The 19,488-nt window shown below is 40.6% G+C and carries 31 protein-coding genes; 3 read left to right on the top strand and 28 right to left on the bottom strand.

From position 1 onward, the window contains the following. Nucleotides 1-98: 98 nt before the first annotated feature. Genes HT724_RS02435 through HT724_RS02425 form a run of 3 tightly spaced genes read left to right on the top strand, consistent with a single transcriptional unit; the run spans nucleotide 99 to nucleotide 3,897 of the window. A complete protein-coding gene (locus HT724_RS02435) occupies nucleotides 99-1,145 on the top strand; it encodes an ABC transporter substrate-binding protein (RefSeq protein ID WP_000731166.1) in 1,047 nt (348 codons plus the stop codon). Nucleotides 1,146-1,157: 12 nt separating this feature from the next. Beyond that, entirely contained in the window at nucleotides 1,158-2,249 is a 1,092-nt protein-coding gene (locus HT724_RS02430; RefSeq protein ID WP_173276145.1) for an ABC transporter ATP-binding protein, read from the top strand. Then, nucleotides 2,239-3,897 carry an iron ABC transporter permease gene (locus HT724_RS02425; protein WP_173251624.1) on the top strand — a complete coding sequence of 553 codons (1,659 nt, stop codon included), beginning with the start codon at nucleotides 2,239-2,241 and terminating at the stop codon, nucleotides 3,895-3,897. Before HT724_RS02430 ends, HT724_RS02425 begins: the two co-directional genes overlap by 11 nt. A gap of 101 nt (nucleotides 3,898-3,998) precedes the next feature. On the opposite strand, the gene HT724_RS02420 is transcribed toward HT724_RS02425, so the two are convergent. The 28 genes from HT724_RS02420 to rplB form a co-directional block, all read right to left on the bottom strand. Next, nucleotides 3,999-4,691, bottom strand: coding sequence for a histidine phosphatase family protein (locus HT724_RS02420; RefSeq protein ID WP_000241548.1), 693 nt, complete (start codon nucleotides 4,689-4,691; stop codon nucleotides 3,999-4,001). A gap of 244 nt (nucleotides 4,692-4,935) precedes the next feature. After that, complete coding sequence (locus HT724_RS02415) at nucleotides 4,936-6,273, bottom strand: PFL family protein (protein ID WP_049511414.1); 1,338 nt, start codon at nucleotides 6,271-6,273, stop codon at nucleotides 4,936-4,938. A 9-nt stretch (nucleotides 6,274-6,282) separates the two neighbouring features. Next, complete coding sequence (locus tag HT724_RS02410) at nucleotides 6,283-6,549, bottom strand: ACT domain-containing protein (RefSeq protein ID WP_049511413.1); 267 nt, start codon at nucleotides 6,547-6,549, stop codon at nucleotides 6,283-6,285. A gap of 264 nt (nucleotides 6,550-6,813) precedes the next feature. Further along, complete coding sequence (rplQ, locus tag HT724_RS02405; RefSeq protein WP_000331493.1) at nucleotides 6,814-7,200, bottom strand: 50S ribosomal protein L17; 387 nt, start codon at nucleotides 7,198-7,200, stop codon at nucleotides 6,814-6,816. Between the two features lie 11 nt (nucleotides 7,201-7,211). Further along, nucleotides 7,212-8,147: a DNA-directed RNA polymerase subunit alpha gene (locus HT724_RS02400; protein WP_000568988.1), complete on the bottom strand. Its 936-nt coding sequence runs from the start codon at nucleotides 8,145-8,147 to the stop codon at nucleotides 7,212-7,214. 42 nt (nucleotides 8,148-8,189) lie between these two features. Further along, entirely contained in the window at nucleotides 8,190-8,573 is a 384-nt protein-coding gene (gene rpsK, locus HT724_RS02395) for a 30S ribosomal protein S11 (protein WP_001118385.1), read from the bottom strand. Between the two features lie 17 nt (nucleotides 8,574-8,590). Then, complete coding sequence (gene rpsM, locus HT724_RS02390) at nucleotides 8,591-8,956, bottom strand: 30S ribosomal protein S13 (RefSeq protein WP_000090781.1); 366 nt, start codon at nucleotides 8,954-8,956, stop codon at nucleotides 8,591-8,593. A gap of 17 nt (nucleotides 8,957-8,973) precedes the next feature. Continuing rightward, nucleotides 8,974-9,090, bottom strand: coding sequence for a 50S ribosomal protein L36 (gene rpmJ, locus HT724_RS02385; RefSeq protein WP_001808836.1), 117 nt, complete (start codon nucleotides 9,088-9,090; stop codon nucleotides 8,974-8,976). Nucleotides 9,091-9,114: 24 nt separating this feature from the next. Then, a complete protein-coding gene (gene infA, locus HT724_RS02380; RefSeq protein WP_001029883.1) occupies nucleotides 9,115-9,333 on the bottom strand; it encodes a translation initiation factor IF-1 in 219 nt (72 codons plus the stop codon). A gap of 116 nt (nucleotides 9,334-9,449) precedes the next feature. After that, nucleotides 9,450-10,088, bottom strand: coding sequence for an adenylate kinase (locus HT724_RS02375; RefSeq protein ID WP_173276144.1), 639 nt, complete (start codon nucleotides 10,086-10,088; stop codon nucleotides 9,450-9,452). A gap of 222 nt (nucleotides 10,089-10,310) precedes the next feature. Then, nucleotides 10,311-11,621 (bottom strand): preprotein translocase subunit SecY, encoded by a 1,311-nt coding sequence (secY, locus tag HT724_RS02370; protein WP_049511466.1) that lies wholly within the window; start codon nucleotides 11,619-11,621, stop codon nucleotides 10,311-10,313. 12 nt (nucleotides 11,622-11,633) lie between these two features. Then, nucleotides 11,634-12,074: a 50S ribosomal protein L15 gene (gene rplO / locus HT724_RS02365; RefSeq protein ID WP_000766087.1), complete on the bottom strand. Its 441-nt coding sequence runs from the start codon at nucleotides 12,072-12,074 to the stop codon at nucleotides 11,634-11,636. 144 nt (nucleotides 12,075-12,218) lie between these two features. Further along, nucleotides 12,219-12,401, bottom strand: coding sequence for a 50S ribosomal protein L30 (gene rpmD / locus HT724_RS02360; RefSeq protein WP_000057241.1), 183 nt, complete (start codon nucleotides 12,399-12,401; stop codon nucleotides 12,219-12,221). Nucleotides 12,402-12,414: 13 nt separating this feature from the next. Continuing rightward, a complete protein-coding gene (gene rpsE, locus HT724_RS02355; RefSeq protein ID WP_173276143.1) occupies nucleotides 12,415-12,909 on the bottom strand; it encodes a 30S ribosomal protein S5 in 495 nt (164 codons plus the stop codon). 17 nt (nucleotides 12,910-12,926) lie between these two features. Further along, the gene (rplR, locus tag HT724_RS02350; protein ID WP_000624044.1) at nucleotides 12,927-13,283 is read right to left on the bottom strand and encodes a 50S ribosomal protein L18; all 357 of its coding nucleotides are present in this window, start codon (nucleotides 13,281-13,283) and stop codon (nucleotides 12,927-12,929) included. Between the two features lie 83 nt (nucleotides 13,284-13,366). Beyond that, a complete protein-coding gene (gene rplF, locus HT724_RS02345) occupies nucleotides 13,367-13,903 on the bottom strand; it encodes a 50S ribosomal protein L6 (RefSeq protein WP_173276142.1) in 537 nt (178 codons plus the stop codon). 187 nt (nucleotides 13,904-14,090) lie between these two features. Continuing rightward, on the bottom strand, nucleotides 14,091-14,489 hold the full coding sequence (gene rpsH / locus HT724_RS02340; protein WP_000245504.1) for a 30S ribosomal protein S8: 399 nt from the start codon (nucleotides 14,487-14,489) through the stop codon (nucleotides 14,091-14,093). Nucleotides 14,490-14,773: 284 nt separating this feature from the next. Beyond that, a complete protein-coding gene (locus HT724_RS02335) occupies nucleotides 14,774-14,959 on the bottom strand; it encodes a type Z 30S ribosomal protein S14 (RefSeq protein ID WP_001085697.1) in 186 nt (61 codons plus the stop codon). Nucleotides 14,960-14,976: 17 nt separating this feature from the next. Next, nucleotides 14,977-15,519 carry a 50S ribosomal protein L5 gene (gene rplE / locus HT724_RS02330; RefSeq protein WP_000013542.1) on the bottom strand — a complete coding sequence of 181 codons (543 nt, stop codon included), beginning with the start codon at nucleotides 15,517-15,519 and terminating at the stop codon, nucleotides 14,977-14,979. A gap of 23 nt (nucleotides 15,520-15,542) precedes the next feature. After that, the gene (rplX, locus tag HT724_RS02325) at nucleotides 15,543-15,848 is read right to left on the bottom strand and encodes a 50S ribosomal protein L24 (RefSeq protein WP_000497691.1); all 306 of its coding nucleotides are present in this window, start codon (nucleotides 15,846-15,848) and stop codon (nucleotides 15,543-15,545) included. A 77-nt stretch (nucleotides 15,849-15,925) separates the two neighbouring features. Next, nucleotides 15,926-16,294, bottom strand: a complete 369-nt coding sequence (gene rplN / locus HT724_RS02320; RefSeq protein WP_000616545.1) for a 50S ribosomal protein L14 — start codon at nucleotides 16,292-16,294, stop codon at nucleotides 15,926-15,928. 25 nt (nucleotides 16,295-16,319) lie between these two features. Continuing rightward, a complete protein-coding gene (rpsQ, locus tag HT724_RS02315; protein WP_000440801.1) occupies nucleotides 16,320-16,580 on the bottom strand; it encodes a 30S ribosomal protein S17 in 261 nt (86 codons plus the stop codon). A 24-nt stretch (nucleotides 16,581-16,604) separates the two neighbouring features. Then, nucleotides 16,605-16,811, bottom strand: coding sequence for a 50S ribosomal protein L29 (gene rpmC / locus HT724_RS02310; protein WP_000772918.1), 207 nt, complete (start codon nucleotides 16,809-16,811; stop codon nucleotides 16,605-16,607). A gap of 9 nt (nucleotides 16,812-16,820) precedes the next feature. After that, complete coding sequence (gene rplP / locus HT724_RS02305) at nucleotides 16,821-17,234, bottom strand: 50S ribosomal protein L16 (RefSeq protein WP_000960946.1); 414 nt, start codon at nucleotides 17,232-17,234, stop codon at nucleotides 16,821-16,823. Nucleotides 17,235-17,237: 3 nt separating this feature from the next. Next, nucleotides 17,238-17,891 (bottom strand): 30S ribosomal protein S3, encoded by a 654-nt coding sequence (gene rpsC, locus HT724_RS02300; RefSeq protein ID WP_000529936.1) that lies wholly within the window; start codon nucleotides 17,889-17,891, stop codon nucleotides 17,238-17,240. 12 nt (nucleotides 17,892-17,903) lie between these two features. Beyond that, entirely contained in the window at nucleotides 17,904-18,248 is a 345-nt protein-coding gene (gene rplV / locus HT724_RS02295; protein WP_173276141.1) for a 50S ribosomal protein L22, read from the bottom strand. An 11-nt stretch (nucleotides 18,249-18,259) separates the two neighbouring features. Further along, complete coding sequence (rpsS, locus tag HT724_RS02290; RefSeq protein ID WP_000533766.1) at nucleotides 18,260-18,541, bottom strand: 30S ribosomal protein S19; 282 nt, start codon at nucleotides 18,539-18,541, stop codon at nucleotides 18,260-18,262. 103 nt (nucleotides 18,542-18,644) lie between these two features. Continuing rightward, entirely contained in the window at nucleotides 18,645-19,478 is an 834-nt protein-coding gene (rplB, locus tag HT724_RS02285) for a 50S ribosomal protein L2 (RefSeq protein WP_000512910.1), read from the bottom strand. Nucleotides 19,479-19,488 lie beyond the last annotated feature (10 nt).

The raw sequence follows: 19,488 nt of genomic DNA, 5'->3' as shown, positions 1-19,488 counted from the left end.
TTGTAGAGAATTTTACTCTAATAGAATAGAATTGTCGGTTTTAAAAACGCTTACATTGTTTTAAAATAAACTTAAATAACACAACGGAGGTATCCATCATGAAAAAGAAATGGATGTATTATGCTGCTTGCGGACTAGCTCTTTTTGGTCTTGCTGCTTGTTCTTCTAATGAATCTGCCGATGGCGGTTCATCTGATAAAGGAGACGGCGGTTCGCTAGTCGTTTATTCACCAAACTCAGAGGGCTTAATTGGAGCAACTATTCCTGCCTTTGAAGAAAAATATGGTATCAAAGTAGAACTGATTCAAGCTGGTACTGGAGAACTTTTCAAAAAACTAGAGTCAGAAAAAGAAGCTCCTGTAGCTGATGTCATCTTTGGTGGTTCTTATACACAATATGCTACCCACGGAGAACTCTTTGAAAACTATACTTCAAAAGAAAATGATAATGTTATCAAAGAATATCAAAACACAACTGGCTACTCTACACCTTATACACTAGATGGTAGTGTTTTAATCGTCAATCCTGATTTAACGAAAGGCATGAATATCGAAGGATATAGCGACCTTCTCAAACCTGAACTCAAAGGAAAAATTGCAACTGCTGACCCAGCAAACTCTTCTAGCGCCTTTGCTCAATTAACAAATATGCTACAAGCTCAAGGTGGTTACAAAGACGATAAAGCCTGGTCTTATGTAAAAGATCTCTTCACGCTTATTGATGGTAAAATCGGTTCAAGCTCATCTGGTGTCTATAAAGCAGTCGCTGACGGAGAAATGGCTGTTGGTCTCTCTTATGAAGATCCAGCAGTTAAACTCTTAAATGACGGAGCTAACATTAAGGTAGTCTATCCAAAAGAAGGAACCGTCTTCCTACCTGCTAGTGCTGCTATCGTTAAAAAAGCGAAAAACATGGAAAATGCCAAGAAATTTATCGATTTCATTATCTCTCAAGAAGTACAAGATACACTTGGTACAACCACTACTAACCGTCCTGTTCGTAAAAATGCCAAAACAAGCGAAAATATGAAACCAATTGACAAAATCAAAACACTCACTGAAGATTATGATTATGTCATCAAAAATAAATCAGATATCGTTAAGAAATACAACGAAGTCTTTACAGATATCCAATCTAAACAGTAAAAGAGGTTCACTATGAGTGAGATCAAAATTATTAACGCCAAAAAAATCTACCACGATGTCCCTGTTATTGAGAATTTGAACATTACAATTCCAAAAGGAAGTCTCTTTACCCTTCTTGGGCCTTCAGGGTGTGGGAAAACGACCCTTCTTCGTATGATTGCAGGTTTCAACAGTATCGAAGGCGGAGAATTTTACTTCGATGATACAAAAATCAATAATATGGAACCCAGCAAACGCAATATCGGGATGGTTTTCCAAAACTACGCTATTTTCCCACATTTGACTGTTCGAGATAATGTTGCTTTTGGTCTCAAGCAAAAGAAAGTCCCTAAAGAAGAATTGATCCAACAGACCAATAAATATCTTGAACTCATGCAAATTGCTCAATATGCGGATCGGAAGCCCGATAAACTCAGTGGTGGACAACAACAACGTGTCGCCTTGGCACGTGCCTTAGCAGTTAATCCAAGTGTTCTCCTCATGGACGAACCACTTAGTAACCTAGATGCCAAACTTCGCTTGGATATGCGTCAAGCTATTCGAGAAATCCAACACGAAGTGGGAATTACAACTGTTTATGTGACCCACGACCAAGAAGAAGCTATGGCTATTTCAGACCAAATTGCTGTTATGAAAGATGGGGTGATCCAACAAATCGGCCGACCAAAAGAACTCTATCATAAACCAGCTAATGAGTTTGTAGCAACCTTTATCGGACGCACAAATATTATCCCTGCCAATCTCGAAAAACGGAGCGATGGCGCTTATATCGTCTTTTCAGATGGCTATGCCCTTCGAATGCCAGCTCTTGATCATGCTGAGGCACAAGCTATTCATGTAAGCATTCGTCCAGAAGAATTTATCAAAGATGAATCTGGAGATATTGAAGGAACTATTAGCGATAGCGTCTATCTTGGACTAAATACGGAGTATTTCATCGAGACAGGCTTTGCCTCAAAAATTCAAGTTAGTGAAGAATCAACTTTTGAAGAAGATCTACAAAAAGGCGATCGTATTCGTCTACGAATCAATACCCAAAAATTAAACGTCTTTTCTGCAGATGGTTCCCAAAACCTGATAAAAGGAGTCAACCATGGAACGTAAAAAACTAAATATTTGGACAGCCTCCTCTTTCTTCATCTTTCTTACCTATCTTGTCTTTCTCGTTTATCCTATCGTTACCGTGCTCAAGCAAGCACTTATACATGAAGGGCAATTCTCACTAGCTAATTTTGTCACTTTCTTTGGTAAAGCCTACTACTCTGAGACACTTGTCAACAGTTTCAAGGTTTCCATTACCGCTACTGTCACTTCCTTAGTTGTAGGAACCCTATTAGCTTATCTCTTCTCTATGTATGACTTCAAGGGGAAGAAATTTCTACAAATATTGATTATCATTGCTTCCATGTCAGCTCCTTTCGTGGGAGCCTACTCCTGGATTCTCTTGCTGGGACGAAATGGGGTCATTACTAAATTCCTGACAAATACCCTTCATCTTCCAGCTATCGATATTTATGGATTCAAAGGAATTGTACTTGTCTTTACACTGCAACTATTCCCACTGGTATTTCTATACGTTGCTGGAACAATGAAAAGCATTGACAATTCCCTACTTGAAGCCGCTGAAAGCATGGGGTCCTTCGGATTTAAGCGTATCGTAACGGTTGTTTTACCTCTCCTCGTTCCAACCTTACTAGCTGCTGCCCTGCTTGTATTTATGAGAGCATTCTCAGACTTTGGAACACCTATGTTGATTGGCGAAGGATATCGGACTTTCCCTGTCCTGATTTATACCCAATTCATTAGCGAGGTTGGAGGAAATTCTGCTTTTGCATCTGCTTTAGCCATTATGGCGATTATCATTGCCTTGGCGATTTTCCTTATCCAAAAATACATTGCAAACCGCTACAGTTTCAGCATGAATTCGCTCCATCCAATTGAGCCTAAAAAAACTACAAAAGGAAAAATGGCTGCCATTTATGCAACAGTCTACGGAATTATCTTTATCTCTGTTTTACCTCAAATCTACTTGATTTATACCTCTTTCCTAAAAACATCAGGTATGGTATTTGTCAAAGGCTATTCTCTAAACAGTTACAAGGTAGCTTTCAATCGTATGGGATCTGCTATTTTCAATACTATTCGTATCCCTTTGATTGCCTTAGTCCTAGTTGTCCTTTTCGCAACATTTATCTCCTACCTAGCTGTTAGAAAACGGAATTTGTTTACAAACTTAATTGACAGCCTCAGTATGGTCCCTTATATTGTACCAGGAACCGTTCTAGGGATTGCCTTCATTTCTTCCTTCAATACTGGCCTATTTGGAAGTGGATTTCTTATGATTACAGGAACTGCTTTCATCTTGATTATGTCCCTATCTGTCAGAAGATTACCTTATACTATTCGCTCATCTGTTGCTAGCTTGCAACAAATAGCCCCAAGTATTGAAGAAGCCGCTGAAAGCTTAGGAAGTAGTCGTCTCAATACCTTTGCTAAGATTACAACTCCAATGATGCTATCTGGTATCATTTCTGGAGCCATCCTATCTTGGGTCACAATGATTTCAGAGCTCTCCACTTCTATCCTCCTCTACAATGTCAAAACAAGAACAATGACTGTAGCCATTTATACAGAGGTTCTCAGAGGAAATTACGGTGTAGCCGCAGCCTTGTCAACTATCTTGACTATTCTAACAGTAGCTTCCTTGCTCTTGTTTATGAAAATCTCTAAAAGCAATAGCATTACACTTTAGTTTCCCCATCAAAAACAGCCGAAAGGATTACCCTCGGCTGTTTTTTCTTGTCTTGATATTCTTATCAAATCCCTAGTTCAGAGCAAGCAAGTCTAGACTGATTAAATAGAGGCTTCCTCCATCTTCTCCCGTCCTAGTTCTCGGTAACTACGATCGCCGACAACCTCAACGCTAAACTGACCGTCCTCATATTCAAGAATTGTCACGCTACCATTATCGAGACCATGCGGATGCATACCATTGATCAGATAAACAATGGTTCCAATAGTCATTCCGTGACTCACGACAAGAGCATTGCCCCCACCTTGCTCTTCCATTTCTTTGGCAATCGCTTCAAAACCTTCCTTGATTCGACCACTGAGTTTTTCCCAACCTTCAGCCCAACCAGCTGTATCAACCTCTACCAAGCCCTCAGCCAGTTCAGCATAAGACAATTGGTGAACGTGGTCCACATTAAAGATACGAGGAATAATGCCCATGAAAAGATCGCCATCGTAAGCTCCGTCAAAGCTACCAAAACACCATTCTCTGATACGCTTGTCCATGCGATAAGGGATTTTCCCCTGCAGGCCAAGTTCATCAAGGATAATTCCCATAGTCTGAATGGTGCGACCAGAATCACTGGAATAAGCACGCTCAAACTGTAGACCAGATTCTCGCAAACCGATTCCTAATTCTTGAATCCCTCTCTCACCTTCAGCTGTTAAGGGAGTATCGCTCCAACCTTGCGCGCGACCAATCGTGTTAAACATGGTCTTGCCATGACGTACCAAATACAATCGTACTTTTACCATTTTCCGTCCTCCGTTTGCTTCTATTATATCATGGATGATAAAACAAAAGCCACCCAGACAGGTGACTTTTGCAGGAGATTATTATGAAAAAGTTTAGGAGTTCTATTAAATAAAGATATTAGATGAAAATCAAATTCAAACTAAATCAGTGTTATCTGTTTCAAATAATATTAGGAGGTCTTTATTTAATGATTATAGTATACACATCCAACCTTAAATAGAACTTAAAATTTCTCCTATTTTCTTAATTTTTAAAACTATGAATTGGTGCTGGGATTTGTCCTCCACGAGAGATGAAATCAACAGACGAAGCCTCATTGACCTTCATAACGGGTGCAGTTCCTAATAGGCCACCAAATTCAATCATATCGCCTTCTTTTCCTTTTGGAATGATACGAACAGCCGTTGTTTTCATATTAATGACACCAATTGCAGCCTCATCTGCAATCATAGCCGCAATGGTTTCAGCAGGCGTATCTTCTGGTATAGCAATCATATCCAAACCAACAGAACAGATAGCCGTCATAGCTTCTAGTTTTTCCAAATTAAGAGAGCCATTTTGCACTGCAGCAATCATCCCCTCATCCTCAGAAACAGGGATAAAGGCACCAGACAAACCACCAACTTGGTTGCAGGCCATCACTCCACCCTTCTTAACTTGGTCATTCAAGAGAGCCAAGGCAGCCGTCGTTCCGTGCGTACCAACTGTTTCTAGCCCCATTTCTTCAAGGACACGTGCAACAGAATCTCCAACCGCAGGAGTTGGCGCCAAACTCAAGTCCACAATACCAAACTCCACACCCAGTCTCTCACTGGCCAACTGACCAACCAATTGACCGATACGAGTGATTTTAAAGGCAGTTTTCTTAACTGTTTCTGCTACTACATCAAAGCTCTGTCCACGAACTTTTTCCAAGGCACGCTTGACCACGCCAGGACCAGAAACTCCGACATTGATGATAACATCTGCTTCCCCAACACCATGGAAGGCACCAGCCATAAATGGATTGTCCTCAACAGCATTAGCGAACACAACCAACTTGGCCGCTCCCATATCTGATAGATTAGCCGTTTCCTTGATAACTCGTCCCATATCCGCCACAGCCGTCATATTGATACCAGACTTTGTTGAGCCGATATTGACTGACGAGCAGACCTTGTCCGTTTCAGCCAAAGCACGAGGAATAGAATTGATGAGAATCTCATCTCCCTTTTGGTACCCCTTTTGTACCAAGGCAGAGAAACCACCAATAAAATCCACACCGATTTCTTTCGCAGCCTTATCAAGCGCTTTTGCCAGAACTACATAGTCTGTCGCATCTGTCGCTGCTCCAATCAAAGAAATAGGTGTCACCGATACACGCTTATTAACGATTGGAATTCCCAACTCAGCTGCAATTTCATCACCAACAGCCACTAAATTAGCCGCCTTGATCGTTATCTTTTGATAAATTTTCTCCGCAGCACGATTGATATCTGGATCGATACAGTCTAAAAGGGAAATCCCCATGGTAATGGTTCTAATATCGAAGTTTTGCTCCTCAATCATGGCAATGGTTTCAGTAACTTGTCTAATATCCATGTGCACCTCCTAGATATTATACATAGCTTCGAAAATCGCTGCACTCTGAATGTTGATTTTCACATTTAAAATTTGCCCAAAAGTTTCAAACTCATTTCTCAGATAAGTAAAATCTTGCTTTTTATCACTAGAGACGACAGCCATCATCGTGAAATATTCATCTAAGACAGTTTGAGAAATATCGTCTATGTTCAAACCCAATTCTGCAATTTTACCAGAAACACCTGCAACAATTCCAGATTTATCTTTACCAACAACAGTTATAATCGCTTTCATAAGCAAACTCCAATTCTTCTTAAAATAAGAAACCTGAACATTAAACAGGATTCTTTTCAAATAGTATAGCATAATTCTAACGAAAATACTCAAAAACGCCTGCTTACGAAGTTGTTCTTAAGCAAAAAACAATTTCGTAAACAAGCGTCTACTATCCCAACTTATGATGAGTGTTCCCGCTAGGACCGAAATCCTAGCGGTAGACCAGAGCTAGACTAAGAGCACAAGACTCCATCATCATAACACTCAACAAAATTGATGATTTTATACTAATTCGATGATCGCCATTGGCGCTGCATCACCACGACGTGGTTCAGTTTTAAGGATACGAGTGTATCCACCGTTACGTTCAGCATAACGAGGTGCGATTTCTGAGAATAATTTTTGAAGTGCTGTAGTAGAAGTGTACTTATCAGTTGCTTCATCATAGTTTTCAGATGCGATTTCATTACGTACGAAAGCAGCTGCTTGACGACGTGCATGCAAATCACCACGTTTACCTAGAGTAATCATTTTTTCAACAGTTTTACGGATTTCTTTAGCACGAGCTTCAGTTGTCACGATTGATTCGTTGATCAAAAGGTCCGTTGTCAAATCGCGAAGCATTGCTTTACGTTGTGAGCTAGTGCGTCCTAGTTTACGGTAAGCCATGTATTCCTCCTTTATTTATCTTTTAATCCAAGACCCAAATCAATGAGTTTGAGTTTCACTTCTTCCAAACTCTTGCGTCCAAGATTTCGTACTTTCATCATCTCTGCTTCAGATTTTTCTGTCAAATCATGCACAGTATTGATACCGGCACGTTTCAAACAGTTGTATGAACGCACAGACAAGTCCAGTTCCTCAATCGTACGATCCAAAATACGGTCGTCAGATTCAGTGTCAGCTTCTTTCATCACTTCAGTTGACTTAGCAATCTCAGTAAGATTTGTAAACAAATCAAGATGTTCTGTCAAAATACGTGCTGAAAGCCCTAAAGCATCTTCTGGAATAATTGTTCCATTTGTCAAGATTTCAAGGGTTAATTTGTCAAATCCATCATTGCTACCTACACGAGCAGGTTCCACTTGATAGTTGACTTTTGTAACTGGTGTATAAATAGAATCTACAGCAAGTGTTCCAACTGGTGCATTATCCTTTTTATTTTCATCAGCAGGTACATATCCACGACCACTGTTAACAGTCATAGTCGCTTTTAGAGAAGAACCTTCACCGATTGTAAAGAGATAATGATCTGGATTTACAATTTCAATATCGCTATCTGTCAAAATGTCACCAGCTGTTACTTCAGCAGGACCTTCAACATCCAGTTCGATGATTTTTTCGTCTTCAACGTACGATTTCACTGCAATTCCTTTAATGTTCAGAATGATTTGCATCACGTCTTCACGAACACCTGGAACTGTGTCAAACTCATGTAACACACCATCAATGTTGATAGATGTCACAGCTGCTCCTGGTAGAGAAGCTAGAAGTACACGACGAAGAGAGTTACCAAGAGTTGTACCGTAACCACGTTCAAGTGGTTCGATTACAAACTTGCCATAATCTTTATTTTCATCAATTTTTGTTATATTTGGTTTTTCAAACTCGATCATTTAGTTACTCCCTCTTAAACGAAAAGCAGTGTAATGCGATGATTATACACGGCGACGTTTTGGAGGACGAGCACCATTGTGTGGCACTGGAGTCACATCACGAATTGCTGTTACTTCAAGACCAGCGGCAGCAAGCGCACGAATAGCTGACTCACGACCAGAACCTGGACCTTTTACAGTAACTTCAACTGATTTAAGACCGTGTTCTTGTGCAGATTTAGCAGCAGCTTCAGAAGCCATTTGAGCAGCGAATGGTGTAGATTTACGAGAACCTTTGAAACCAAGAGCACCAGCTGATGACCAAGCAATTGCATTACCATGCACATCAGTAATCATAACAATAGTGTTATTAAATGTAGCGTGAATATGAGCAATACCAGATTCGATATTCTTTTTCACACGACGTTTACGTGTTGGTTTAGCCAAGACTTTTACCTCCTATATTATTTTTTCTTACCAGCAATCGCAACAGCTTTACCTTTACGAGTGCGAGCGTTGTTTTTAGTGTTTTGTCCACGGACAGGAAGTCCACGACGGTGACGGATACCACGGTATGAACCGATTTCCATCAAACGTTTGATGTTCAAGTTTACTTCACGACGAAGGTCACCTTCAACTTTGATTGCATCCACTTCACGACGGATAGCATCTTCTTGATCTGATGTAAGATCACGTACACGAACATCTTCTGAGATTCCAGCAGCAGCCAAAATTTTCTTAGATGTTGCAAGTCCGATACCATAAACATAAGTCAATGAGATTACTACGCGTTTGTCATTTGGAATGTCAACTCCAGCAATACGAGCCATGTTTTCTCCTTTCTATCTTATCCTTGACGTTGTTTGTGTTTTGGATTTGCTGGGCAAATTACCATAACACGACCATTACGACGAATAACTTTACAGTATTCGCAAATTGGTTTGACCGATGGTCTTACTTTCATTTCTTATCCCTCCAAGTTTTTCGATTATTTAAAGCGGTAAGTGATACGTCCACGTGTCAAGTCATATGGACTCATTTCGACAGTAACACGATCTCCCGCTAAAATACGAATATAGTTTTTACGAATTTTACCAGAAACTGTTGCTAAAATCTGATGTCCATTTTCAAGTTCAACCGTAAACATTGCATTCGGCATTGTATCAACTACTTTGCCTTCAACTTCAATCACATCGTCTTTTGCCACGCAAAAGCACCTCCATAAATTTCGATTCGATGCCTCTAGACACAGAGACAACAATTATAAGTCAGACTATCTCAGTATAACATTTGTAGCGGATTTTTGCAAGTGTGAAAAACGCTTTATTTCAAATTTGTCAATACTTTTTCAATATCTGAGAAGACATCATTGATATCTTGATTACCTTCGATGTCATGAACCAAACCTTTGGCACGGTAGTGAACAATGATTGGTTCTCCTTGAGCAATATTCACATCCAAACGACGTTTGACTGTCTCAGGCTTATCATCTTCACGTTGGTAGTAATCTTCTTCTTTATAGTCAACTGGTGGGTTAAAGACCTTGTGGAAAGTTTCTCCAGTTACGCGGTGGATGATACGGCCACTCAAACGTTCCAAGAGGCTGTCTGGATTCACTTCGATGTTAATAACACCTTCTAGTTCGATGCCAAGTTCAGCCAATGTTTTGTCCAAGGCATGAGCTTGTTCGATCGTACGTGGGTAACCATCCAACAAGAATCCTGTTTCTTTAATATCATCTTGTGAAAGACGTTCTTTTACGATCCCATTTGTAACTTCGTCAGGAACCAATTCACCCTTGTCAATATATGACTTAGCAAGAACACCCATTTCAGTTTGATTTGCCATAGCAGCACGGAACATATCACCTGTTGAGATATGTGCAACATGGAATTGTTCTACGATTTTTGCTGCTTGAGTTCCCTTACCTGCACCAGGTAAGCCCATAATCAAAAGATTCATGATTTGATCTCCTTATTTTATTTTTAAATAGAAGCAAAAAGTCTTTTCACCCCTATTTAAAAACAAAATAGAAGAGGGGAGACCAAACTCTCACAAATGTCAGAGTTTAAACCTCCACTCCCTCAGCATTTACTGCTTCATACTCAATGAAAATCNNCTTTGAGGTTGCAGATAAAGCTGACGTGGTTTGAAGAGATTTTCGAAGAGTATCAGTAAATACTTTTATTCTGTTCTATCCATGAAACCAACATACTTACGTTTCAATAGGTAACCTTCCAATTGCTTGATTCCTTCAATACCTGTAGAGATAATGATCAAAAGACTTGTTCCCCCAAAGGCAACAACATCAGAAAGACCAAATACATCTTTAGCTGCAATCGGCAAAATGGAAATCACACCAAGGAAGAGGGAACCAACCGTTGCAAGACGACGAAGAAGTTTAGACATATATTCTTCTGTACCTTTACCAGGACGAACTCCATGGATATAGGCACCGCTCTTTTGTAGGTTCTCTGCCGCTTTTTCAGGATTAATCTGTACAAACGTATAGAAGAATGTAAAGAGAATAATCAATAAAGCATACATGGCAATACCAGTTGGTGAAGTGGTTGCCAACATCTCTTGTGCTACCCTTACCCAAGCCCAATCATGACCTGTAGCGCTCAAAAATTGAAGAATCGCCGCAGGCGCTGCAGTAATCGAACTGGCAAAGATAACAGGGATAACTCCAGCAGGGTTTACCTTCAAAGGAAGATAAGAGCTAGATGGAGCACCTTGTGCAACCTTAGTATATTGGATTGGAATTTTGTATTCTGCTTGTTGAACATAAGTTGTAAAGTAAATAATCAACAATACAGTAATAATCAAAATGATTACGAAAATGATAGATGAAGTGATACGGCTACTTGGGACGTTCACAAAGTAGTCCACATAGATGCCCTGAATCATCTCTGGAATTGAGGCAACAATCCCGGCAAAGATAATCATGGAAACACCGTTTCCGTATCCCTTATCTGTAATTTGCTCACCCAACCAAGTGACAATCATACTACCAGCTGTTAAGATGATACCAATCGTCAGAAAAACTTGTGGAGTTAAAGCAGTTTTAATCAATTGAGCTCCAGCCAAGGTATTAAAACCAGCTGTAATCCCGATAGATTGCACAAAAGCGAGAACTAGAGCAATATAACGAGTAGCTTGATTCAATTTTCTTCGGCCTACTTCCCCTTGTTTTCCCCACTCTACAAACTTGGGTAAAATATCCATTTGCAAGAGTTGGACAACGATAGAAGCAGTGATATAGGGACTCACTCCTAGGGCAAAAATCGAAAAGTTTTTTAGGGCATTCCCTGAGACCAAGCTCAACATGTTTAAGAAGGATAATCCACTTAAAGCATTCAAGCTATTGGCATTCACACCAGGAACTGTAATGCTAGTCCCGATACGAAAGACCAAAACGATAAAAATTGTAAATAAAATTTTTGATCGAACCTGCTTGACTTTAAGAGCTTCTCTTAATAATTTAAAAAACATAGGTCACCTCTCTTAGATGACTTCTACTGAACCACCTTTAGCAGTGATAGCTTCTTCAGCTGATTTAGAGAATTTAGCTGCTTTCACAGTCAATTTCTTAGTCAACTCACCGTTACCAAGAATTTTAATACCTGATTTTTCAGCTTTAACAATTCCTGCTTCGATAAGAACAACTGGAGTTACTTCAGCACCATCTTCAAAGACGTTCAATTGGTCAAGGTTCACAATTGCGTATTCTTTAGCGTTGATGTTAGTGAATCCACGTTTTGGAAGACGACGGAACAATGGAGTTTGTCCACCTTCAAAACCAAGGCGAACTCCGCCACCGCTACGAGCTTTTTGACCTTTTTGACCACGACCAGATGTTTTACCGTTACCTGATGAAGTACCACGACCAACGCGGTTACGTACTTTACGAGAACCTTCTGCAGGTTTCAATTCATGAAGTTTCATTTTTATTTTCTCCTCTTTTGTAAAATGCTAGCGCCGATAAGGGAGAAAAGGTTGTCTCCCCCATCAACTCGCCTATACGACGTCATCATAGATGACTATATCTAGTTTTAGGGGATGGTATAGTGCACATCCCCTAAAAATTCATTAGTTTACTTCTTCAACTGTTACCAAGTGAGATACTGCAGTGATCATACCACGGATAGCAGCGTTATCTTCTTTAATAACAGAGCTGTTCAATTTGCCAAGTCCAAGTGCTACAACAGTTTTACGTTGTGATGGAATGCGTCCGATTGGAGACTTAGTCAAAGTAATTTTAATTTGAGCCATTTTATCCCCTTTCTTATGCCAAATCAGAAACTGAAATACCACGAAGGGTAGCAACTTCTTCAGCGCGTTTCAATTGTTTCAAACCTTCAACAGTTGCACGAACAATGTTGATTGGAGTGTTAGAACCAAGTGATTTAGATGTAATATCTGCCACACCTGCCAATTCCACAACGGCACGAACTGCACCACCAGCGGCAACTCCAGAACCTTCTACAGCAGGTTTCAACAATACTTTAGCTCCACCGAATTCTGAAAGAACTTCGTGTGGGATTGTTGTTCCAACCATAGGAACTTCGATCAAGTTTTTCTTAGCATCATCTACTGCTTTACGGATTGCTTCTGGAACTTCTTGAGCTTTACCAGTACCAAATCCTACGCGACCGTTGTGGTCACCAACAACAACAAGAGCTGCGAAACGAAGACGACGTCCACCTTTAACAACTTTTGTAACACGGTTGACAGCAACTACGCGTTCTTCTAATTCAACTGCATTGTCTTTAAATGCCATTTTCTAGTGTCCTCCTATTAGAATTTCAATCCGTTTTCACGAGCTGCATCAGCCAAAGCTTTCACACGTCCGTGATATAGATATCCACCGCGGTCGAACACCACTTCTGAAATACCTTTAGCGTTTGCACGTTCTGCAACGAGTTTACCGACAGCAACGGCTTGTTCAGTTTTAGTTCCTTTTGAAACTTCTTTGTCAAGAGTTGAAGCACTTGCGAGCGTTACACCCGCTACGTCATCAATCACTTGAGCGTAGATGCCTGTATTAGAACGGAATACGTTCAAACGTGGGCGATCAGCAGTTCCAGAGAGTTTTCCGCGAACGCGACGGTGGCGTTTTTGGCGGAGTTTGTTTTTATCTGGTTTTGAAATCACAGTTTTCACCTCTTTAGTTTTAAATCGTGTGCTATGCACAAAGTTGGAAAATAGGTCGGTGGTTGAGAATCAACCACTCAACATTATTTACCTGTTTTACCTTCTTTACGGCGAACGAATTCACCAACGTAACGGATACCTTTACCTTTATATGGTTCTGGTGAACGAAGGCTACGTACGTAAGCAGCTGTTTGACCAACTACTTCTTTTGAAATTCCGCTAACAACGATTGTTGTTGGGTTTGGAAGTTCAAAAGTAATTCCTTCTGGAGCTTCAACTTCGTCTGGATGAGATTTACCAACAGCCAAAACAAGTTTAGATCCTTGAAGTTGTGCACGGTAACCAACCCCGCGCATTTCAAGTTCTTTCTTGAATCCTTCTGATACACCAACAACCATGTTGTTCAAAAGGGCACGAGTAGTTCCGTGGATAGTTTTCATTTCTTTTGAATCGTTTGGACGGTGAAAAGTTACTTCAGTACCTTCCACACGGATTTCAATATCTTTTGAGAACTCACGAGTAAGTTCTCCTTTAGGTCCTTTTACAGTTACAACGTTGTCATTGTTAGTGATTTCAACACCAGCAGGCAACACGATAACTTTATTACCAATACGTGACATGTTTATTTTCTCCTGTTAGATTGTCAGGCCAGAACGGCCAGTTTTCACGGGGTTAAATCGATTTCTCGATTTAAAGGAACATTTAGGTTTCAATTTCAAAGTGAATCTAGGCATCGTCTCGCAGGCATAACTTTGGGTTAGACAAGAGACGATAACGAAGAGTCACAAAGAAATTGGGAGCTAAATATTACCAAACGTAAGCGATAACCTCACCACCAACATTCTTTTGGCGTGCTTCTTTATCAGTAAGCAAACCTTCAGAAGTTGAAAGGATAGCAATTCCAAGTCCATTAAGAACTTTTGGAAGGTCTTCACGTTTTTTGTAGACACGAAGTCCTGGTTTAGAAACACGTTTCAAGTTAGTGATAACTTTCTCACCGTTTGGTCCGTATTTAAGGAATACACGGATGATGCCTTGTTTGTCATCTTCGATGATTTCAACGTTTTTTACAAAACCTTCGCGTTTAAGGATTTCAGCAATCCCTTTTTTGATGTTTGATGCAGGTACTTCAAGTACTTCGTGTTTAGCTTGGTTAGCGTTACGAATACGAGTTAGGAAGTCTGCGATTGGGTCAGTCATAACCATTTTGTTTTTCTCCTCTTACTAGTAGTTTGCAAGTTGCACTTGCTAGTTAATACATGATACAAAGAGCGTAACAGCAAGAGCAAAAATAGGCAAGTTGACGCAGGAGCGATGCCCCAAAGAAAATTGGTCTTTTTTGCCAAAGCTGTAGCTCGTGTTCAAATTGGCAAGCCCAACTGAACCCGGGCTAAACTCTGTGTGAAAAAGATAAACTTTCCTAGAAACTTCAGTTTCTTCGTCAAGTTTCCTATTTTCACTTAGAGTTTTGACGCCCTTGATATCTTAAATTACCAAGATGCTTTTGTTACACCAGGAATTTGTCCTTTGTAAGCTAATTCACGGAAGCAAACACGGCAAAGTTTAAATTTGCGGTAAACTGAGTGTGGACGACCACATTTTTCACAACGAGTATAAGCTTGAGTAGAGAACTTCGCTGGACGTTTGTTCTTAGCAATCATTGATTTTTTAGCCATTAGATTTACCTCCTATATTATTTTGCAAAAGGCATTCCAAGGCCTGTAAGCAATGCACGTGACTCTTCGTCAGTGTTAGCAGTTGTTACGATAACGATGTCAAGACCACGAGTTTTGTCAACGTCATCGAAGTTGATTTCTGGGAAGATCAATTGTTCTTTCACACCAAGTGTGTAGTTTCCGCGTCCATCAAATGATTTTGTTGGAACACCGTGGAAGTCACGTACACGTGGAAGTGAAACTGAAACCAATTTATCCAAGAATTCGTACATACGTTCACCACGAAGGGTAACTTTTGCACCGATCGCAACACCTTCACGAAGACGGAAGCCGGCGATTGATTTTTTAGCTTTAGTGATAAGTGGTTTTTGACCTGAGATAAGTGCCAATTCTTCAGCAGCTTTTTCAAGGCTTTTAGCGTTTGATACAGCTTCACCAACACCCATGTTCAAAACGATCTTATCTACTTTAGGCACAGCCATCACTGATGAGTAGTTGAATTGTTCTGTCAAAGCAGGAACTACTTCATTAAGATATTTTTCTTTTAAACGATTTGCCATTATACTTCTCCTTTCCTTCGTGATTAATCAAGCACTTCGCCTGATTTTTTGTTGTAGCGAACTTTTTTACCGTCTACAAATTTGTAACCAACACGACCAGCTACACCATTTTTGTCCAATACTTGAACGTTTGATACGTGGATAGCTGCTTCTTTCTCGATGATACCACCTTGAGGAAGTTCGTTAGTTGGACGTTGGTGTTTCTTAACAATGTTAACACCTTCAACGATAACTTTGTTTACTTTTGGAAGGGCAGTAAGGACAACAGCTTCTGTTCCCTTATCTTTACCAGCGATTACGCGAACTTTGTCGCCTTTTTTTACAAACATTAGGTTTCTCCTTGATTTTTCTTACGCCCATAAGGGCACCCTAGCTTGAAGCTAGGGGACTAGTTTGTTTCTAAAAATTAAAGTACTTCTGGAGCAAGTGACACGATCTTCATGAAGCCACCTTCACGCAATTCACGTGCAACTGGGCCAAAGATACGTGTTCCGCGAGGAGTTTTGTCTTCACGGATGATAACTGCTGCGTTTTCGTCAAATTTGATGTATGAACCATCAGCACGACGAGCACCTGATTTAGTACGAACGATAACTGCTTTAACAACGTCACCTTTTTTAACCGCACCACCAGGAGTAGCTTGTTTTACAGATGCCACGATAACATCACCGATGTTTGCAAATTTACGTCCTGAACCACCAAGAACTTTGATAGTCAAGATTTCGCGAGCACCGCTGTTGTCTGCGACTTTCAAACGAGTTTCTGTTTGAATCATTTCAGTTTTCTCCTTTCAGGTTTGATTAGATGATGACCGCTTCTTCAACAACTTCTACAAGACGGAAACGTTTTGTAGCTGAAAGCGGGCGAGTTTCCATGATACGTACGATATCGCCTTCTTTGGCAACATTGTTTTCATCATGAGCTTTGTATTTTTTAGAGTAGTTAATACGTTTACCATAGACTGGGTGGTTACGTTTTGTTTCAACTACAACTGTGATTGTCTTGTCCATTTTGTCAGATACAACACGTCCAACAAGAACTTTACGATTATTGCGTTCCATTGAAATTTCTCCTTCCCTAGTCTATTATTTCGCTTCAGATTGAACTGTTTTGATACGAGCGATTTGTTTTTTAACTTCTTTCAAGCGAGCTGTTTGTTCCAATTGACCAGTAGCAGCTTGGAAACGAAGTTCAAACAATTCTTTTTTCAATTCGTTTTCGCGCTTCGCGAGTTCTTCTTGAGAAAGACCACGAAGTTCTTTAACAAATTCTTTTACTTCATTAAGTTTCATGCCTTCTCCTTATTCTGCTTCACGTTTTACGAATTTACATTTAACTGGCAATTTGTGGCTAGCAAGACGAAGCGCTTCGCGAGCGATCTCTTCAGATACACCAGCGATTTCGAACATCACTTTACCACGTTTAACTGGTGCTACCCAACCTTCAGGTGCCCCTTTACCAGATCCCATACGCACACCGATAGCTTTAGCAGTGTATGATTTGTGTGGGAAGATTTTAATCCAAACTTTACCACCACGTTTCATGTAACGAGTCATGGCGATACGAGCAGCTTCGATTTGGCGGTTAGTGATCCAGTGGCTAGTTGTAGCTTGAAGACCGTATTCACCGAATGCTACTTCTTTTCCACCTTTTGCTTCACCGCGCATTTTTCCACGGAATTCACGACGGTGTTTAACACGTTTAGGTACTAACATTGGTTATTTACCTCCTTTAGTGTTTTTGCGAGCTGGAAGAACTTCACCACGGTAGATCCATACTTTAACACCAAGTTTACCGTATGTAGTATCTGCTTCTTCCCAAGCGTAATCGATATCTGCACGAAGTGTGTGAAGTGGAACAGTTCCTTCAGAGTATCCTTCAGCACGGGCGATATCTGCACCGTTCAAACGACCTGATACTTGAGTTTTGATTCCTTTAGCTCCAGCACGCATTGCACGTTGAATTGCTTGTTTTTGTGCACGACGGAAAGCAACACGTTGCTCCAATTGACGAGCAATACCTTCACCTACAAGGTGAGCATCCAAATCAGGTTGTTTGATTTCGATGATGTTGATGTGTACTTGTTTTCCAGTCAATTTGTTAAGTTTTGCACGGAGTGCATCAACGTTAGCACCACCTTTACCGATAACCATACCTGGTTTAGCAGTGTGAAGTGAAACGTTAACTTTGTTTACTGCGCGTTCGATTTCAATAGTTGAAACTGCTGCGTCAGCAAGTTCTTTTTGAACGAATTTACGGATTGCAAGATCTTCATGAAGGTAATCCGCGTATTCTTTTTCAGCATACCATTTGGCATCCCAATCACGGATGATGCCGACACGCATACCAATTGGATGTACTTTTTGACCCACGATTTTACCTCCTTATTTTTCTGCAACAGCTACAGTGATATGAGCTGTACGTTTGTTGATTGGTGAAGCTGAACCTTTCGCACGTGGACGGAAACGTTTCATAGTTGGTCCTTCGTTTGCGAATGCTTCAGATACTACCAAGTTAGCTTTATCCAAACCAAAGTTGTTTTCAGCGTTAGCTACAGCTGAGTTCAAAACTTTCAAGATGATTTCAGCAGCTTTGTTTGGAGTGAATGTCAAGATTGCGATTGCATCGGCTACGCTTTTACCACGGATGTTATCAAGAACAAGACGTGATTTACGAGATGAAACACGTACTGTACGAGCCATTGCTTTAGCTGAAGTAATTTCTGCCATTTATGTTCTCCTTATTTTCTACGTGTTTTCTTGTCGTCTGCAGCGTGACCTTTGTAAGTACGAGTTGGTGCAAATTCACCAAGTTTGTGACCTACCATGTCTTCTTGGATGTAAACAGGTACGTGTTTACGTCCGTCATAAACCGCAATAGTGTAACCAATGAAACTTGGGAAGATCGTTGAACGACGTGACCAAGTTTTAATAACTTTTTTCTTTTCGTCGTTAGCTTGAGCTTCAACTTTTTTCATCAAATGCTCATCGACGAAAGGTCCTTTTTTAAGACTGCGTCCCATTTTTATATTTTCTCCTTTAAATGTTGTACCACAGCGGCTTGCGCTCCTATGGAGCGCTACCGAGCTGGCGGATTTACTAGTTGCTTAGGCGACTAGTTTAATATTATTTCTCGTTGCGACGACGAACGATAAGTTTGTCAGATTTCGCTTTCTTGTTACGAGTTTTAAGACCAAGAGCAGGTTTGCCCCATGGAGTAGATGGTGCTTTACGACCAACTGGTGCTTTACCTTCACCACCACCGTGTGGGTGATCGTTAGGGTTCATTACAGAACCACGAACTGTTGGGCGGATACCTTTCCAACGGCTACGTCCTGCTTTCCCAAGGTTTACAAGTCCGTGTTGTTCGTTTCCGACAACACCAACTGTAGCGCGGCAAGTTCCAAGAATCATACGAACTTCACCTGATTGAAGACGAACAAGAACGTATTTACCTTCTTGACCCAATACTTGAGCAGATGCACCAGCAGCACGTACCAATTCACCACCACGACCTGGTTTCAACTCGATGTTGTGGATCAAAGTACCAACTGGGATGTTAGCAAGTGGAAGAGCGTTTCCGACTTTGATATCTGCTTCTGGACCTGAAACGATACGTTGACCTACTTCAAGACCTTTTGGAGCGATGATGTATGCTTTCACACCGTCAGTGTAGTGTACAAGAGCGATGTTTGCAGAACGGTTTGGATCGTACTCGATTGTTTTAACAACTGCTTCAACGTTGTCTTTGTTACGTTTGAAGTCAACCAAACGGTAGAAACGTTTGTGTCCACCACCTTGGTGACGAACTGTGATACGACCGTTGTTGTTACGACCAGCCTTGCTCTTCAAAGCAACAAGCAATGATTTTTCAGGAGTGCTTGTTGTGATTTCAGCGAAATCCAAAGAAGTCATATTACGGCGACCGTTTGTTGTTGGTTTATAAACACGAATTCCCACGATATTTCCT

This window comes from Streptococcus sp. k-402 (assembly GCF_013277515.1).
Lineage (GTDB): Bacteria > Bacillota > Bacilli > Lactobacillales > Streptococcaceae > Streptococcus.
This window is presented reverse-complemented; position numbering and strand designations above follow the sequence as displayed.